Here is a 17,075-nt window from a genome sequence, read left to right on the forward strand (position 1 = left end):
TTTCAGATCTTAATTTTTCTTCAAGGATTAGCTATGGCGAAAAGATCAATATCAACGGATGAATATGCATTCTGGGTGCGGCTAGCCGCTATCTCTTCAACCTCAATAGCCTTGATCTTAGTAGTGATTAAACTCTATGCTTGGCTGGTCACAGATTCGAGTGCTATGCTCGCATCTACCACTGACTCTATTTTAGATTTATTTGCTTCGATAATGAGTATCGTTATTCTGCGTTTTGCTCTGGCTCCAGCCGATAAAGAGCACAGTTTTGGTCATGGTAAAGCTGAAAGTTTAGCTGGGCTAGTGCAGGCAGCATTTGTACTTGGCTCGGCCATAATCCTTATTTTTAGTGGTGTTTCTCGTTTACTTAATCCGCAACCGATAGTGCAAGGTGAAGTGGCTATTTGGGTGACGATTATCTCTATTGCCTTAACCCTCTGTTTAGTTGCTTTTCAGCGCTATGTAATAAAGCGTACAGGCTCCATTATTATCAGTGGTGATGCCTTGCATTATCAATCAGATTTATTGCTCAACCTAGGGGTTTTAGCGGCCATTATTTTGAGTCAAGGTATATGGTTACATGCGGATGGTGTGTTCACCATATTAGTTGCCTTATACCTCGTTTTTGGCGCGGGTCAAATTATGGTGCAAAGTGTTGCCCAGTTAATGGATAGTGAGTTAAGTGATGATGAACTAGCACAGATAAGAGCTATTGTATTAAACCATGGCCAAGCAAAAGGCATTCATGAGCTACGTACTAGACAGTCGGGAGTGCAGCGTTTTGTGCAATTTCATTTAGAATTAAGTGATGACTTATCGTTATTTGAAGCGCATAGCATTGGCGACGAAATTGAAACTGAAATTTGCCACTTGCTCGCCCCTTGTGAAGTCTTTATTCACCACGATCCTAGCTCTGTGGTGCAAAGTGAGCAGTCTAAAAACACTACAAGCTAAATTCTTAAGGTGTTACTTATGTTGTTTAAACCAAGCAAGGCTCTGATTTAAGGCGCTGTTTCTATAATCATCTACTTCAAAGAATAATTCGTGCAAGGCGCCATCAAGCCTACTTGGTATTCCCTTGGGGCAAGATTGCGGTTGTAAGGCATGTAACTGCTGACAAAAATCATCTTGTGCTCGTTGGCAAACTACAATGTCGTCACCTGCTTGCAACAGTAATATCGGCGTCTTAAGTTGAGCTAGCTGAGTGAAAATCTGCTTTTGTGCTGCTATGCCCTCTGCTAACCAATGGCTAGTGACTCCGCCAAGTTGAATGCTCTTGTTATTCTTGTATAAGTTGATAAATATTTGGTAGCGCTGCACTGAGTGAGTTAGCCTATTATGGTCAAAACTGACTGGTGAGTAGTCTTTTTGAGCGAAAAAATACCAAGGGTTATTACTGATTAAGTTATTGAGTGCTAGTTTGACCGCTATCATCATTTCAGCGATGGCCGTTGGTAATAGCCCTGAATTGAATCCCAACATAGGTGATGAGATTACTGCTGCTTTAATGGCATTGCTTGAATCTTGCATAAAGCGAGTGGCAATGGCAGCACCCATGGAATGAGCTAATAGGTAGGGTTTATCGGAACAGTGCTGAGTTACAATATTTTCAATGAAATATCGTAAATCCTCTACGTAGTGCTGAAATTTAACAACATAACCCTTGTTCAAATTGGTAAGTAATCGTCCTGATAAGCCTTGACCTCGGTGATCGATAATAAAAATACTATAGCCTTGCTGGTATAAATCAAAGGTGAGTTCTTGGTATTTTAAATAGCTTTCACATCGACCAGGTACTATGACGATTGTTGGTCGTTCAGCTTCTTGCTGAATAAACTGTGCGTAATGAATACTTACTTCATCAGTTCCTAAAAAAGAATTAAACAAGCCTTGCTGCCAGAAGGTTGTTATTTGCTCAGGCAACTTCCCTTTAAGATTTACTTCTTGATTAAACTGTGCGGAATGGCTCACGTAGAAACCCTATAAGTAGATAAACAGTAATGATTACTGAACAGTATAATTGATATTACTCGGGGTGAAGCAGGATTTACTCTAAATTTTACTATGAAATATGCAAATTATGCATGCAAGCTAAAAGAGAATATTTTACTCATTTTACTTTCAATTGTGCGGTTGTTTTTTGTTGCGGGACTAAAGCGCCATTTCCGAATTGCTGAGCGGATAGCCGATTTGAAATAGATAAGTTTACTCTGCGGACTAAAATTAATATCTTTTACTTTACCATAACGATCGATGGTGAAATTTACCTTCACTTCCATCTCAATGCCACGACGTTTAGCTAGGCTTGGATAAACTGGGCTGATTGAGTTCAACAACTTAGCTTCATGTGAACTTGGTGCTTCTATGGCTGTTTGGTTAGAGGAAACAGCTAATTCATTTACTTTGTTTATCACACTAGTTATTGAATTAAGAGCGTGTGAGGCGACATATAGATCATTTTGTCGGGCTAACTGGTCGATCTCTTGGCGATATGACACGTGAGTATAAGCGCTGGTATTACTCGGCAATGCGTTATTGAATGTCACCGGAAACTTTTTATCGAAACTTTCTATGGGGTCCAGCTTAGTAGTTATAACGGCTGACTTAAACGCTTGCTTGGCTTTCGTTATTTGGCTTGATTGAGTTAGGGTGTTCATTGTTGGCGTATATATAGTCTGCTTAGGCTCAATAATAGTCTGTGCCGATGTTTTACCTACTAAGTCACCCTTGATCTTACTTACTTCATCATTAGCTAGGTTAAGCTGAGCTAAAGTTTGTTTTTCATTCGAGTTGTCCAGCTGTTTCTGGAATGTTACTTGCTCATAGGTAAGGGCAAGCTCAGCTGTTTTTATTTTATCCTTGCCAAACTCTTGGTTAAAGATAGGCGCTGTTTTAAGTACTGGCTCGACAGACACTTGACTCTGTATAACCGCTAAAGATTTAAGTGCCGCAGTCGTTAATTTACTGTTATTAATAAATGCTGTCTTAGTATTATTTTCATTATTAGCTATGCCGACGAGGGCAGGTTTGGCAAAGCTATTTTCACGACTTAGTAATTGCTGAGCAATTGAGTCGTTTGCCATTGTCTGTTTTTCTGCATGGCTGTTATCAAAGCCAGTTAACCTTGATTGGAATATATTTTTGCTAAGTGAATTACTTTCTTGCCATGGGAATTGATCATTTAGCTGTTGGGCGAATGGCATGGTCAGCAATTGATTTATGCTAAGTAAGGTTAATGCTAGCAAAAGGCTAATGGCAGCGAGCCATTTACTGGTGTTATTACTCGGTGCACAATGGTGATCAACAAGGCGCAGTACGCGCGCTTTTAAATCACCACCCGATGCTGCCATTGCCATGGTTGGAATGGTGTGAAAATGGTTTTTGGCGCATAACGAGGCGGTATCCGTTAACGTGTGCGCATAGGCAATGGCATCACCACAATGCTGTACGGCAATATCGTCACTGCAATATTCTCGTTCATTACGCATTTGTTTACCAATCCAATGCACGCTTGGATGGAAGAAAAATAATAACTCGATAAGTGTTTGTAAAAAGTTAACTAAATAATCATGACGACGAATATGAGCCAGTTCATGTAAAATAAGCATTTCAAGTTGCGCAGAATCTAAGCCAGTGACCATGCTAGCGGGTAGTAAAACTACAGGTTTTAACCAGCCTATTGCCATAGGTACTTCGGCTTTTAATGAGATGAGTAACTTGGGCGTTTTAGTTAATTTTATCTGCTGAGCTAATTCATTAAAGCGGATGAGCAAAGCGGAAGAGGGGGAAATACTCGAATGCAAAGGTAAGTTATTTACATTTCGAACTTCAATTAAAAGCTTGCAAGCCAGTATGGTAATTGTCGTCAGCCAAAGCAATGAAAGGTAAGGCAAGGAGTGAGCTAATATTGAAGGCAGTAGTTCATGATAGCTTAATAATGCACTTTTCTGAGTTAACTCATTGACTAAACTGGTTAACGGAATAGGGCTAAGATTACTATTAATACCTGAGCTTGTATCTGGGTACACCATGAAAAAGGTAAGTAGTGCTAGTGCTGCGTTTGAAAACATTGCCAATGTTGCCACGGCATAACGCAATATCGACTTGTTTTTATCAATAATAAATAACGCCGACTTTAGAATGAAGGCCACCAATAAGCCTTGCCACACAAAGTGCACTAAGGTTAGCGATAAGCTATATAAAAAAGGGCTATTAAATAATTGATCAAACATAGTCAAAGTAGAGTTGTACTATTTTTCTAATGAATTTAGCAGCTGACGAATATCATTAATTTCTTCAGTGCTGGTTGAGTCATCAATAGCGCGCATTACCAGTTTAGAGGTAGAGCCACCAAAGGCTTTTGTGATTAAATCTCTGATAAGTGATGTTTGCGTTTGTGTTTGGCTATTTGCCGCAGCATAAACATGAGCTCGATTGCTTTCATCACGAATGACTAATGTCTTTTCATGCATTATTTGTAATATTTTCAAAACGGTGGTGTAACCAGTTTTTTGCGTCGAACTAACAACATCATGAACCTGTCTTACAGTAGCGGGACCCATTTTCCAAAGAACATTGAGTAATGTTAACTCTGCTTCTGTGGGCTTCAGAGTAGATTTATCATGCGCCATGTACACTTCCTTTTTTGATGTTTTTTATCAGGCTAACTATTATTATAATACTTAGACAAGTTACGAACTTAATCGTATTTTGTCTAAGCTTATATCGAGTACACTAAATGAGCAACCGTTTTGTTGCTTGGTATTCGTACTGAGTAAATAGTCTATTTTTCCGTCGTATCTAATGAAGCATAGAGTTCGCCAAGGCGGGTGACTGTGCCAGAACCAGCATTTACTGCAAATTCACTCAACATTTTTGGAGCGAAGGTGCTAACTACCGTTGAACCCAGCTTAAAGCGACCCATTTCGTCACCTTTTTCAAAAGTAATAGCATCAACGCCTTCTTTAGGGTATTGCCATCTGAAGATGTCTTTGCCTGCAGGAGGTGTAATAGTACCCGCCCATGTAGTTTCAATGCTGGCAACTATTGTTGCGCCGACCAAGACCATAGCAAGCTCGCCAAATTGGGTATCAAAAATAGCAACAACACGTTCATTGCGGGCAAAAAGATCGGGTACATTTGCAGCCGTTAGCGGGTTGACGGAAAACAACTCTCCGGGAATATAAATCATTTCACGTAATGTGGCTGCCATTGGCATGTGAATGCGATGGTAATCTTTTGGGGCAAGATAAATGCAAGAGAACTTACCGCCTTGAAAAGGTGCTGCTGTTGCGGCATCACCGCCCAACAATGAGGTTAAACTGTAATTGAAACCTTTTGCTTGGATAAGTTGACCGTCAACAATATCACCCTGTTGGCTAATCGCCCCATCTACTGGATAGCATATAGCATTGTTATCATCATCAATGGTTCGTGCACCCTCTGCTAATTCGCGGGTGAAAAAGTTATTAAAGGTATTAAAGTCACTGGCTTTTTTTAGTTTCGCTTCACCCATGTTGATGCCGTATGCCTTAATAAACATATTAATAAGTTTAGTGGTTAACCAACCCATTTTTGCCGCAGCTAACTTGCCAACTAAACGTGAAATAGCGTGTTTAGGCATAATGTATTGCAAGGCAATTTTAATTTTATCGCTAATATTATTTTTTGAAGACACTCATTTTTCCTTAATTATTAAAACGCGAGGTTAATTTATTATCATTGAGGCTGGCTAAGATACGCTGAAAGCTTGCTAAGCGAGCAGGGCTGATTTTGTCATTCTTTCCTGCTGCAATTAGAGCACAACCTGGATCGCTCTGATGTTTACAGTCTCTAAATTTACATAGGCCAAGAAAATCTGAAAATTCGATAAAACCATGACAAACTTGTTTAGGTGTTAAATGCCATAAACCAAACTCTCGTATACCAGGGGAGTCAATTAAATCGCCACCCTCCATAAAGTGATATAAACGTGCCACTGTGGTGGTATGTTGTCCTAAACCTGAATTTTCTGAGACTTCTTTTGTTAAAATCCCTAGTTCAGGCATTAACGCATTAACTAAGGTTGATTTCCCCACGCCTGACTGACCAACAAAAATACTGGTATGTTGCGCCAGCTGCAGTTTAAGCTCATTTATGCCTTCACGTGATTTACTACTGGCATAAAGCACTTGATAGCCAATATCTTGATATATTTGTAATTGCTTCTTGATCGCTGCTTGTTCGTCTGTGGAGATACTGTCTAACAAATCAGTTTTGTTAAGCACTATCACTGGAGTAATACCAGTTTGCTCGGCAGCGACTAAATAGCGGTCAATAATATCACTGTTAAATACGGGTAATACCGAAGAGACAATTAAAATTTGGCTGATATTAGCAGCAATGGGTTTAACACCGTCATAAACATCCGGGCGACTTAAAACAGAATCACGCTCATGTACTGCTTCAATAATGCCGGTAATGCTATGCTGGGTTTCATTTCCAAGACGCCACAGCACTTTATCTCCACATACAAGAGAGGAAATAGAGCGGCGTAAATTACAGCGGAATATTTCACCTTGGTTATTTTCGACATCGGCGTGCTGGCCAAATCGACTAATAATGGTCCCTTGCTCTGGAGCTCCTAGGTCGCCATCATCCCACTGCACTTTATCTTTACCTTTAGTGCTTTTGCCTTGTAGCCTTTTATCATGATTGGCTTTAATTCGCCTTTGTTGACCTTCGGTCAATTTTTTTGTTTTAGCCATGTTAATTATTCATACTATTTAATTTGATCCAACTTAGTTCTGGCGTATTATACTAACAATAATATATGAATGCTTGTGCATTTTTTTAAGGGAACTTTATGGCGGGTAATGACAGTAATTTAATTTGGCTTGATTTAGAAATGACGGGGCTTGAGCCTGAGGGTGATGTTATTTTAGAGATCGCTATCATTATCACTGATAGTCATTTGAATATCTTAGCGCAAGGGCCAATATTTGCCATCAGTCAAAGTGATGAAGTGCTAGATAATATGAACCAGTGGTGTATTGAACATCATGGTAAGTCAGGGCTTACGCAAAGATGTCGTGATAGCGAGGTCAGCTTGACAGAGGCAACTCAGCAAAGTTTGGCTTTTGTGCAAGAATGGGTACCTCAAGGCAAGTCTCCTATGTGCGGCAACAGTATCGGGCAAGATAGACGCTTTATTAATAAATATATGCCTGACTTTGAAGATCATTTTCATTACCGTAATTTAGATGTCAGTACGATAAAAGAGCTGGCAAGGCGTTGGAAACCAGAAGTGCTAGACTCAGTGGTTAAAACTGGCGCGCATTTAGCACTCGATGATATTAAAGAGTCTATTGCCGAGTTAAAAGTTTATAGAGAGCTATTTTTCAAACTATAACTATCCCCTTAGCCCTAGAGCTAACAATAAAGATACAAAAATTAAGGCACGAAAAATAATATAACGTTATTATCGTGCCATCTTCCTATTTGAGTAATTCCAATGAAAACTATAATCACTTGCCTAGTGCTTTTTGTGCTGAGCATTTGCCTAATCAATGCCAGCCAAGCCGCGAATGTAGATCATAATAGCGAAAATCAACAATTAGCTATTATTATTCAAATACATGAAGAATTTTATCTACAATCAAGCCCTTTTAATCAGCCTGAGGTTGGTGGAAATAATGCTAAATTACCAAACCTATCAGCAGATACATTATTAACACACTACCAACAGCGTTTAGCTATATATCAGCAATTAATGGCCTTAGATGATGAAAAATTAACACAAGATAATCAGATTAATTTATCAGTTCTTAGCTACAGCCTAAAAAATCAGTTAGATAATTACACTAACAAAGAGCACTTCATGCCACTTACGGCCGAGTCAGGCTTTCATGTTTGGATAGCAAGTATTTCCACGAAAGGTGATTTTAAAAAATTTGTCGATTACCAAGATTATTTAGCACGTCTAGCTGCCTTACCAAACTATTTTTTACAGCAAACTCACTGGATGAAAGAAGGGCTTAAACAAGGAATTAGCCAACCTAAAATAGTTCTTGAGGGCTTCGAGCAATCTATCTCGGCCTTTATTAAAGAAGATGTCACTAAGAGTGGCTACTATAAACCGTTTGATAAAATGTCTGCTTTTATTAGCTTAAGCCAGCAAAAAGAATTACAAAGACAAGCTAAGCATGTGTTAAGCACTAAAGTTATGCCCGCATATAAAGCTTATTATGACTTTATGGTTAATGAGTACCAACCTAATGCTCGAGATAATATTGCCGCTAGTTCACTGCCTAATGGCGACGCTTATTATCAAAACAGATTAGTACATTATACCACCTTGCCTATGACCGCAGTGCAAGTGCATCAACAAGGCCTTGTGGAAGTAAAGCGTATTCGTGGAGAAATGGAAGCTATTATTGAGCAAGTTGACTTTGATGGGGATTTTGCTGAGTTTGTACAATTTCTACGTAGCGACCCTCAATTTTATGCAAGCACAGCAACTGAGCTATTAAAAGAGGCATCTTTTATTGCTAAAAAAATGGATGCTAAATTACCATCGCTCTTTAAAACACTACCAAGAACGCCTTATGGTGTTATGGCAGTGCCGGCTAATATTGCTCCCAAATACACTACTGGCAGATATGCAGGTTCATCTCGTGATGATCAGCCAGGTAATTACTGGGTAAATACTTATAGACTTGACCGACGACCACTTTATGTTTTAACAGCATTAACACTCCATGAGGCTGTGCCAGGCCATCATTTACAAATATCTTTAGCAAAAGAAATGGTTGATGTGGCAAAGTTTCGCAATCGTACTTACATTTCAGCTTTCGGTGAAGGTTGGGGCTTGTACTCTGAATACCTTGGCATCGAGGCCGGCATGTATGAAGACCCTTATCATAACTTTGGTCGCTTAACTTATGAGATGTGGCGAGCATGCCGCTTAGTTGTTGATACGGGTATGCATACTCAAGGTTGGAGTAGAGCACAAGCGATTGATTTTTTGGCGAGTAATACTGCATTGTCACTACACAATGTGACTACAGAAATAGATCGCTATATTTCTTGGCCTGGGCAAGCACTGTCATACAAAATGGGCGAATTAACGATTAAGCGCTTACGTAATGAGGCAGAACAAGCATTAGGAAAAGACTTTGATTTAAGAGACTTTCATGATCAATTACTCAAGCACGGCTCTATGCCATTATCTATGATGGATAAAGTTGTTATGCAATATATCCATGAGCAGGCAATAGAAAATAAATAATCATGCAATAACTCTTATTTATCTCAGTGAATAGTCTGGTTTATCTTAGGTAGTATTAGGCTATTCGCTTTATTTAATGAAGTAAATATTGATAGCACACAACGGCATTACAAGTTACTTGATTGAATAATAGCGATATAATCTTATTAAATAATTTGTACAGAGTGGATGATGTGGCTGTTCCAGAAGGGATTTAAAGGAATAAGGGAGAGGGAGCACGCAAAGAAAACGGAAGAAACAGATAGTGGATTATCGAATTAAGATAAGCCCCCACTATATCTAAACTTGGTAGTCCCGCTATCATAGGTTTCCCTTTAGACCGGTAACTTTGCGTCTCTAACTTTCATTAGATTTGCCCTTATCAAGCTGTAAAGCTCAATTTCATTATAGGTTGAATTTTATAAATGTAAACAGAAAAGGCTACTTTTGCTTCGCTTTATAGGTTAAAAGTAGTAATAAATACTATTGGATAACTTTCAATGGTTTGTTTTTCAATCACTAACGGTATGAATATGACTAGTGCGCGGTTATTTTCCTTCATAATATTTACTTTTAAACTGCTAACACTGTCTTTATTATTTGCAGTCAATACTTATGCTCAATCTTCTTCTGAGCAAATAATATTGACTAATCAAGTGCTGAAGCTATTAAAAGTCAATAGCGAGTCGCTCAATGCTGATACGGTGAAACAGCTGTCAGCTAAAATTATTGATAACCGTCAACTTTTCTCCAATGATATTCTAGCCAAAGTTTTTTTACTCTCCGCTAATGTTGCTAGTAACCAAGCAAATATCAACCAGATTTATGACTTTGCTCAAAGTGGTTTATCGGTAAATAGCAGGGATAAAAAAATAAAACTATCGCTTTTGTTAAAGTTGGCGGAAGTTTATGTTGCGAGAAAGCAGTATCAACAGTTACTTATTTTGATTCAAACGGCAGTAAACAATAGTGAATACAGCCGTAATATCAAACATCAATTACTTTTACTCAGTTATCGTAGTGTCGCTTTTGCCATGCTGGGAAAACATCAACAGGCTTTGTCGGATTTACAACAGGTTGAACGAGGCATTAGTAAAAGCGAATTGACCGAACATATTGAACTATTAACTATCTTGTCCATGGTCTATCACCATTTAGGTGATTATCAAACATCATTGACTATGCAGTTAAAAATTTTGAAATTAAGGTTTGAAATGGGACAAGTGGCAAACCTTGATAAGACCTATTTATATTTGGGTTATGCGTATTTCTATTTGCAGCGTTTTGATGATGCTTACAATGCTTTTTGGCAGTCTAAAAAGCATGCTGATAATAAGCAAGCACCTATTAGTGCAGCCTACGCAAGTAAAGGGTTAGGCATTACATTACTTACTCAACAGCAGCTTCCTGCTGCTATTGAATCATTAGAGCAAGCAATCACTATATTTAAGCATAACGACATGCTTGATGAGCAAATTGAAACTATGGTCGCACTGGTTAAGGCGAAGTTAGACCAGCAGCAAACTAGTGAGGGTTATACTTTATTAAATCAAGTTTTAGTGCTTTTAGATGGCAAAGATATTTCGTTGCAGTTTGCTGGTTTTTACCGCATGGTTGCAGAGATGCACCTTGCCCAAGACAATTATCCAAGTGCTTATCTCTGGCGGGAAAAACATAGTAAAGTGTTAATAACTAAACTGCATGATATGAAAAAATCTTTGACTCTAGGCTATGGATTATCTCATTTGAGCTCTGGTCCGAAAGCTATCGTTGAGCCTATTGAAGAGTCGAGAAAATTGGCAGTGAAATTAGCACAAAGTAGTGAGTTATCGAGTAGTTTTGTCGAAAAGTACCAAAAGCAACGTAGCATTATTATTAGTTTATCCGCGCTTGTTTGCTTATTGATTATGACCTTGCTGGGTTTTTTCCTGAGTTTAAGAGCACGGCGAATAAATTTAGCCTATGAAGAAATTGAAAAACCAAGTTATGCCATGGCTGGTCCTATGCAAACTAAATTTGATTATCAATTGGCTTTTAAAAAAGCACGTAAATTTCAATACCCTTTAAGCATTGCTTATTTAGTGGTAGAAAATTGGCAAGAGCTGGCTTTTCATTTTAATAATAAAAGAATTAATGAAGTCACTAAAGATATTTCCAGCTTAATCAATGGTCAATTAACAGCGTTTGATTACGCAGGTTTACTTAACCAGGGCGAGTATTTATTGATATTTGAGCATTTAAGTAGTGAGGAGGCGAAAATGAAAGTCGATAAGCTAGTACAAGCTTTAAATAGTCGAGCCTTTGCTAATTTAGGTAGCTTTTCAATTGCAATGAAATATTCAATAAGTACACCCGGATATAAAGATATTGATCCTTATCTATTTTTGGCACATATAGCTGAATCTGTTAACATTAAGCAAGTTAATCAGTCTAGGGTACCTTAATGTTTTTTGTTTTAATTATAACGGCTATCTTTGTCGTGATTAGTATCTATTTCTTCCTTCGCGCAGAGAAGCTACAGCGACAGCTAATAAGCCAAAAACGTGACAGTTTTACTACCCGTAAGGAAAATAAAGTATTAGCAGACTCAATGACACTTTTTGCCACTCGTGGACAAGAATTTGCTCAAGCTAGATTAGCACGTTTAAAAGTGCAAGCTAAAGCAAGTGAAGATGAACATCTCATCATACACGTTGAGCTAATTAGCCCATTAATCAATAATTACAGTATTATTTTCAGAGAGTGCCTAAAAGGCAAAGGTCGCCTAAAAGTAGTAAGTAAAAAGTGTTTTGAAAACCATGATAATGCTGCATATAAGAAATTTGTTGCCTTAATAGTCACGGGTGATAAACAGCTGAAGCGTTATTGGTCTAGTGATAACTTAAATGGCTTTCTTTTTTTAGTTGATTCATTACTCACTATTGGAGACAGTACCAGTGTCTCGTCAAACATTAAAGAAAGTGTTTGTATCTCTTAAGGTTAGACCTTAAATAATTAGAATATCTGTACAAAAGGCTATATTTTCATTAGGCTATATTTTTACCTTTTGTAGAGCTTACCAGGATGGGTGTTGTTAAATATGAGTCGTTTTAACGCCAAGTACTTTTTTTTATTCACTATTTTTATCGTGATAGTTGCTCTGTCAGTACTATTTGCTCAGCTTTATAGCGAACAGTTACCTATTGGCTTAATTGCAACGGCCAGTTATGTTATTGCTATCATTATCGCCATTGCTCTGGCTTGGCTGCTTACCCAAAAACTCTTTGGTACAGAAAGTAGCACTGCTGGCAAAGAAACCATCAGTGTTGAAGAGCTTTTTACTTATACTCATGATCCAGTAACTAACTTACCTACCGCACAACAAGCTTTAAAGGCCTTCGAATCGGCAATCAAGTCAAGTACTGGGCAACGTTATGCCGCAGTGGTATTCAAACCTATAAATTTTCAACAAGTGAATAGCTTATTGGGCTATCACAATTCAGATATTTTATTACTGCAACTTGCTTATTGTTTACAACAAAAAATAGTTAACAATAAGAAATTATTAACTTTTGGCGCTAGTCCAGAACCCGTTCGTATTGCACGTTTGCAAAGCTTACAGTTTTTGGTTGTTTATGATTTAACTGATAGCCGCTTCGATGATCAAAGTATGTTGAATGAGTTGTGCCAACAACTAGGCAAAGCCGTTCCTGATGCTATGAGCTTTAAAAGTTATTCTTTAAACTTTGAACTCGCTTTTGGCATCGCAATATCAGGAGAGCATGGCAATACTGTTGAAGAGGTTATTGCCCATGCGGGTGATGCCTTACTCAATGGATTAAAATCTCAGCAAGTCATTAGCTATTTTGATAATAGCAGTATCCTATATACACAAAGCCAGTTAGCGCGGATGGAAGCATTTCGTCAAGACATTCACGATGAAAAGCTACATTGCTATTTAAAGCCGCAAGTAAATATAAAGAATTACAATATTGTCGGCTTTCAATTAAAAGTTCATTGGTATGAGAAGAGTGCCCGTAAACCACTTGAGTTATCCGAGTTTTCAGAGCTTGCAGAGCAAAGTGGTGAACTATATTGCTTAACAAGATATATGTTTGAGCAAGCCTTTACCACCCTTGAGACTTTACACCGTATCGGTGTATATCAACGTATTTCCGTGAGTTTAGCCAGTGAAAACTTGTTTGAAGTGGACTTGGTTGACTTCATTGAGGAAAAGTTACAACAGCATGGTATCGCAGGTAAATATTTAATGATTGAGCTAAATGAACAAGTCATGCTCAATGCAAGTCAACGGGTAAAAAGCATCATAGATCAACTGAAGTCATTAGATATAAGTATCTCCATTGCGAACTTTTCTGGCAGTTATGAATCACTACGTTATGTGCGTAAAATGGCCATACATCAATTGAAAGTGAACTGTCAGCAATTATCAAATGATAGTAGTAATCGAGTAGATAAGGCGATCACCAATGCGCTAGTTACCTTAACACGCAGTATGAAAATCCCACTTATTGGTACTAACATTGACAGGCATGATGCATCACAAGCCTATATTGCCATGGGAGGTGAATTAATTCAGGGGGATATTATTCACTCAGGTGTGGTACCTGATGAAATAGAAATTTGGTTAGAAAAGTGGTATTTACAGCACCCAGGCTCAATCCCTCCAGAAGCAAGGCCGTCTATTTATTAAATATTAGCTATTAAGTCTTAGCTGTCTAAATAGTAAGGCTAATGCATTAGCGTTAGCCTTACTTTATTCTATATCTAGCGCTTCAGCGGATAGGATAATACCAGTGTTGTCAGCATAAAGGTGGTCATCAGGTAGCATGGTTACGCCAGCAAAGTTGATGGCAATATCAGTTTCACCAACACTTTGATCGCTTGCCCCAACAGGAATAGCCACGAGTGCTTGAATACCAATATCTATATCTTCTAAAGCATCGACATCGCGAACACTCCCATAGCAAACAATACCTTCCCAGCCATTGCTAGCAGCACTCTGGGCAATATTAACATCAATAAGCGCACGGCGGGTTGACCCACCACCATCAATAACTAACACTTTCCCTTTGCCATTCAAATTGACTAACTCTGTTATCAAACCCAAATTTTCAAAGCACTTTACCGTGACTACTTTGCCGGCAAATGAGCTGCAACCACCGTAATTACAAAAAATAGGATCAACAACATCAATTAAATCGGCATAAAAGTCACATAATTCAGAGGTGTTATATTGCATGCTTGTTCTCTTTTTATTTTAAGAAAATATTCAATATCAGTATATATTGTTATCTATAAAATAAAACCTATTATATATTTAGCGGGTATTACTTGAATTTAAAAGTAAAAGCCTTTTTAATAGCACTATCTTTACGACTAAAACCTAAGTTCTCTTTTCGATAAACACAGGCTTTAAGCGGAACTCTTGATAGTTATGATTAAACATTTTTTATGATCGAATATATTACCCCACGGACTTTTTTATTTGCGACACAAGCCGTAGTTTTTTCGGTATTGTTATTTGTCTTTATTGTTTACTATCGCACCTTCTTTCGTAAATATGTGCTGTACTGGTTAGTCAGTATCGGCATGTTAAGTTTTAGCTACCTTATTAAAGCTTTACTCCCCTATACCAGCGCGAATTTGGCCAATAGCAATTGGTACTATATCGCTGAATTTATTCTACAAACTTGTCAGTATGCTTTTTTATTGTTTCTTTTACTTGGCGTGTACAATGCTAAAACAAATAAAGTAATCCCCAAGAAAGTATCAATAGGCGGATTGGCTTTAACTATAGCCGTCAGTTTAACCACAACAATGCTCTTCGCCTTTGAGCCCAGCCAAGCTTTCAATCATTTTTATTTAACCATTAGCCTACCTAGTTTTATTTTGGGGTGCAGTTTTCTCGCTTTAGCAACTTACCTTTTATTTGATAAAAAGAATTATTTCTCTAGCCAAGTATTAATGTATTTTTCTGCGGTTATTGGTTTTCGGTATTTGATTCACTCTTTCATTTCTATTGTGGCTTTAACAGAGCCTTGGTTTCGCCAGCTAGAGTTGTTTTTATTATATTTTGATGTTTCTGCACATAGTATTCTAGGTTTTACTTTACTCATTTGGATGCAAGGAGCTGAGCGGTTTGCCGCTATAAATGCCATTAACAGAGCGCAATATCTAGGTAAACATGACTCGTTAACGGGAGCACTTAATCGTGGGCAAGTCATGGCTAAGTTATCGGATAAAATAGATGAATTAAAGCAAGTAAATAAAAACAGCAAAAGTCAGTTAAAACTGTCGGTTTTCTTAATCGATATAAAGCAATTTAAGTTTGTTAACGATACCTACGGCTTAAAAATAGGTGATTATATTCTAGGAGAAATTGCCAGCAGACTGAACCACAGTGTTTTTATGCCTCAGGCTGTAGGACGCTTAAGTGGTGATTCATTTATGTTTGTAATCGAATTCGAGCAGGCTTCTCATGTCGATAGAGCGGTAAGTCATATCCACGAACTTATTCAACGTACCTTTCATTATGAGCAGCAAGAGATAACTATTCAAGGAAGTGTCGGCTACTGTTTTTACCCGGATGATGCCGAAAAATCTGAGGATCTTTTACAAAAAGCTAATCTTGCTTTACATCATGCTGAAACTAACAATATTGCCTCTGTCGCTTTTGAAGAAGGCATGCAGGCACAGGGACGACATTTACTGTTAATGGAAAAACAGTTAAGAGCAGCATTAGCAAATGATGAATTCATTTTATATTTCCAGCCACAATTAAACTTACTAACCAATAAGCTCGAAGGTGTCGAAGCATTAGTTCGTTGGCAACACCCAGAAAAAGGTTTGCTTGCTCCAAGTGAGTTCTTGGATGAAGTAGAAGCTTTGGGTATGCACAGTGTGTTTGATAATTACATTCTAGCCAAGGCTTGCCAAACAAGTGAACGCTGGTTCAAATTATACCAACGCCGTGTTGCCATTGCGGTAAACATAACTGCGGTTGAGTTTCAAGATGAGCGCCTAGTTACTAATATTCAAAACTTATTACATAAATATAATTTGCCTCCTAAATATATTGAATTAGAAATCACTGAAAATGTGGTTATGACAGACATAACCCGAGCAATGGACAGTATTGTTAAATTACAAAGTATGGGTATTAAAGTTTCAATTGATGACTTTGGTACAGGTTACTCCTCTTTAGCTTATTTACGCGAGTTACCTATAGATAAAATAAAGATTGATCGTAGCTTTATTCGCGAAGTGGCCAGTAATGACTCCGATCTAACTATAGTTAAATCTATGATAGATCTTTCCCATGGCCTAGGTAAACGTGTCTTAGCGGAGGGTGTTGAAACGGTTGAACAACTTAATGCTTTACGCCATTTAGGTTGTGATGCGGTGCAAGGTTACTTTATTGACAAGCCCTTACCTGAAGAAGAATTAGTACGTTACCTGAAAAGAAAAAAATCCTAATATTAGCTCTCTATACCCGTGACCATTCAGGATGCATGTTTCAGAATGCTGGAGCAATTTTAATTCAAGGCGCTGCGATGAAATAATGGTTGTTCAGGAGAATATGCTCCTGCTCAAATACTTCTTCGATGGGGTTAAAATGACTTTATACCGCGTTAAATAATCAAACCATAGAATGACTATGCTTAAATTATTATTCTTGCCTAAAGCTATACTTTCTCTAACTAAGCTGATTGGTCTCAATAAATACTTGTTTAATGGTATGTTTAAATCAAGCTCAGGTTAGCCAATTTATTTCGGAAAAAAAATTATTCTAATAAAATGGAGACAAATCAGCCTAAAACCATAA

Annotated in this window: 13 protein-coding genes and 1 riboswitch; of the genes, 7 read left to right on the top strand and 6 right to left on the bottom strand. The window is 37.9% G+C overall.

Annotated features, from left to right (window positions below):
- The first annotated feature begins 33 nt into the window (after nucleotides 1-33).
- Entirely contained in the window at nucleotides 34-954 is a 921-nt protein-coding gene (locus HRT55_RS06690; protein WP_291619840.1) for a cation diffusion facilitator family transporter, read from the top strand.
- A gap of 12 nt (nucleotides 955-966) precedes the next feature.
- Here HRT55_RS06690 and HRT55_RS06695 read toward each other — a convergent pair whose 3' ends face one another.
- From HRT55_RS06695 to rsgA, 5 genes are all read right to left on the bottom strand, one after another.
- Nucleotides 967-1,971, bottom strand: coding sequence for an alpha/beta fold hydrolase (locus HRT55_RS06695; RefSeq protein ID WP_291619842.1), 1,005 nt, complete (start codon nucleotides 1,969-1,971; stop codon nucleotides 967-969).
- A gap of 107 nt (nucleotides 1,972-2,078) precedes the next feature.
- Nucleotides 2,079-4,151: a M56 family metallopeptidase gene (locus tag HRT55_RS06700; protein WP_291619844.1), complete on the bottom strand. Its 2,073-nt coding sequence runs from the start codon at nucleotides 4,149-4,151 to the stop codon at nucleotides 2,079-2,081.
- A gap of 99 nt (nucleotides 4,152-4,250) precedes the next feature.
- Nucleotides 4,251-4,631, bottom strand: coding sequence for a BlaI/MecI/CopY family transcriptional regulator (locus HRT55_RS06705; protein WP_291612721.1), 381 nt, complete (start codon nucleotides 4,629-4,631; stop codon nucleotides 4,251-4,253).
- Nucleotides 4,632-4,783: 152 nt separating this feature from the next.
- Nucleotides 4,784-5,677 (bottom strand): archaetidylserine decarboxylase, encoded by an 894-nt coding sequence (gene asd / locus HRT55_RS06710; protein WP_291619846.1) that lies wholly within the window; start codon nucleotides 5,675-5,677, stop codon nucleotides 4,784-4,786.
- A gap of 10 nt (nucleotides 5,678-5,687) precedes the next feature.
- Nucleotides 5,688-6,746 carry a small ribosomal subunit biogenesis GTPase RsgA gene (rsgA, locus tag HRT55_RS06715; RefSeq protein WP_291619848.1) on the bottom strand — a complete coding sequence of 353 codons (1,059 nt, stop codon included), beginning with the start codon at nucleotides 6,744-6,746 and terminating at the stop codon, nucleotides 5,688-5,690.
- Between the two features lie 98 nt (nucleotides 6,747-6,844).
- On the opposite strand from rsgA, the gene orn reads away from it, so the two are divergent.
- The 5 genes from orn (at nucleotide 6,845) to HRT55_RS06740 (ending at nucleotide 13,940) form a co-directional block, all read left to right on the top strand.
- Nucleotides 6,845-7,390 carry an oligoribonuclease gene (gene orn / locus HRT55_RS06720; protein WP_291619850.1) on the top strand — a complete coding sequence of 182 codons (546 nt, stop codon included), beginning with the start codon at nucleotides 6,845-6,847 and terminating at the stop codon, nucleotides 7,388-7,390.
- A 102-nt stretch (nucleotides 7,391-7,492) separates the two neighbouring features.
- The gene (locus tag HRT55_RS06725) at nucleotides 7,493-9,268 is read left to right on the top strand and encodes a DUF885 family protein (protein WP_291619852.1); all 1,776 of its coding nucleotides are present in this window, start codon (nucleotides 7,493-7,495) and stop codon (nucleotides 9,266-9,268) included.
- Between the two features lie 284 nt (nucleotides 9,269-9,552).
- Nucleotides 9,553-9,635: riboswitch (cyclic di-GMP riboswitch) on the bottom strand.
- A gap of 256 nt (nucleotides 9,636-9,891) precedes the next feature.
- On the top strand, nucleotides 9,892-11,691 hold the full coding sequence (locus HRT55_RS06730; RefSeq protein WP_291619854.1) for a tetratricopeptide repeat protein: 1,800 nt from the start codon (nucleotides 9,892-9,894) through the stop codon (nucleotides 11,689-11,691).
- Nucleotides 11,691-12,224, top strand: coding sequence for a hypothetical protein (locus HRT55_RS06735; RefSeq protein ID WP_291619856.1), 534 nt, complete (start codon nucleotides 11,691-11,693; stop codon nucleotides 12,222-12,224). Before HRT55_RS06730 ends, HRT55_RS06735 begins: the two co-directional genes overlap by 1 nt.
- A 102-nt stretch (nucleotides 12,225-12,326) precedes the next feature.
- Complete coding sequence (locus HRT55_RS06740; protein ID WP_291619858.1) at nucleotides 12,327-13,940, top strand: GGDEF domain-containing phosphodiesterase; 1,614 nt, start codon at nucleotides 12,327-12,329, stop codon at nucleotides 13,938-13,940.
- Between the two features lie 63 nt (nucleotides 13,941-14,003).
- On the opposite strand, the gene rraA is transcribed toward HRT55_RS06740, so the two are convergent.
- The gene (rraA, locus tag HRT55_RS06745; RefSeq protein ID WP_291612702.1) at nucleotides 14,004-14,489 is read right to left on the bottom strand and encodes a ribonuclease E activity regulator RraA; all 486 of its coding nucleotides are present in this window, start codon (nucleotides 14,487-14,489) and stop codon (nucleotides 14,004-14,006) included.
- A 212-nt stretch (nucleotides 14,490-14,701) separates the two neighbouring features.
- Here rraA and HRT55_RS06750 point away from each other — a divergent pair, with 212 nt between their 5' ends.
- The gene (locus HRT55_RS06750; protein ID WP_291619860.1) at nucleotides 14,702-16,726 is read left to right on the top strand and encodes a bifunctional diguanylate cyclase/phosphodiesterase; all 2,025 of its coding nucleotides are present in this window, start codon (nucleotides 14,702-14,704) and stop codon (nucleotides 16,724-16,726) included.
- The last annotated feature ends 349 nt before the right edge of the window (nucleotides 16,727-17,075 follow it).

This window comes from Colwellia sp. (assembly GCF_013214175.1).
In the GTDB taxonomy this organism is placed as follows: Bacteria; Pseudomonadota; Gammaproteobacteria; order Enterobacterales; family Alteromonadaceae; genus Colwellia.

Bases quoted from the DNA above. Each gene is read 5' to 3' on its own strand.
- HRT55_RS06740 (WP_291619858.1), top strand. From the start codon at position 12,327: ATGAGTCGTTTTAACGCCAAGTACTTTTTTTTATTCACTATTTTTATC.
- rraA (WP_291612702.1), bottom strand. From the start codon at position 14,489: ATGCAATATAACACCTCTGAATTATGTGACTTTTATGCCGATTTAATT.
- HRT55_RS06725 (WP_291619852.1), top strand. From the start codon at position 7,493: ATGAAAACTATAATCACTTGCCTAGTGCTTTTTGTGCTGAGCATTTGC.
- HRT55_RS06705 (WP_291612721.1), bottom strand. From the start codon at position 4,631: ATGGCGCATGATAAATCTACTCTGAAGCCCACAGAAGCAGAGTTAACA.
- HRT55_RS06690 (WP_291619840.1), top strand. From the start codon at position 34: ATGGCGAAAAGATCAATATCAACGGATGAATATGCATTCTGGGTGCGG.
- HRT55_RS06750 (WP_291619860.1), top strand. From the start codon at position 14,702: ATGATCGAATATATTACCCCACGGACTTTTTTATTTGCGACACAAGCC.
- rsgA (WP_291619848.1), bottom strand. From the start codon at position 6,746: ATGGCTAAAACAAAAAAATTGACCGAAGGTCAACAAAGGCGAATTAAA.
- HRT55_RS06735 (WP_291619856.1), top strand. From the start codon at position 11,691: ATGTTTTTTGTTTTAATTATAACGGCTATCTTTGTCGTGATTAGTATC.
- orn (WP_291619850.1), top strand. From the start codon at position 6,845: ATGGCGGGTAATGACAGTAATTTAATTTGGCTTGATTTAGAAATGACG.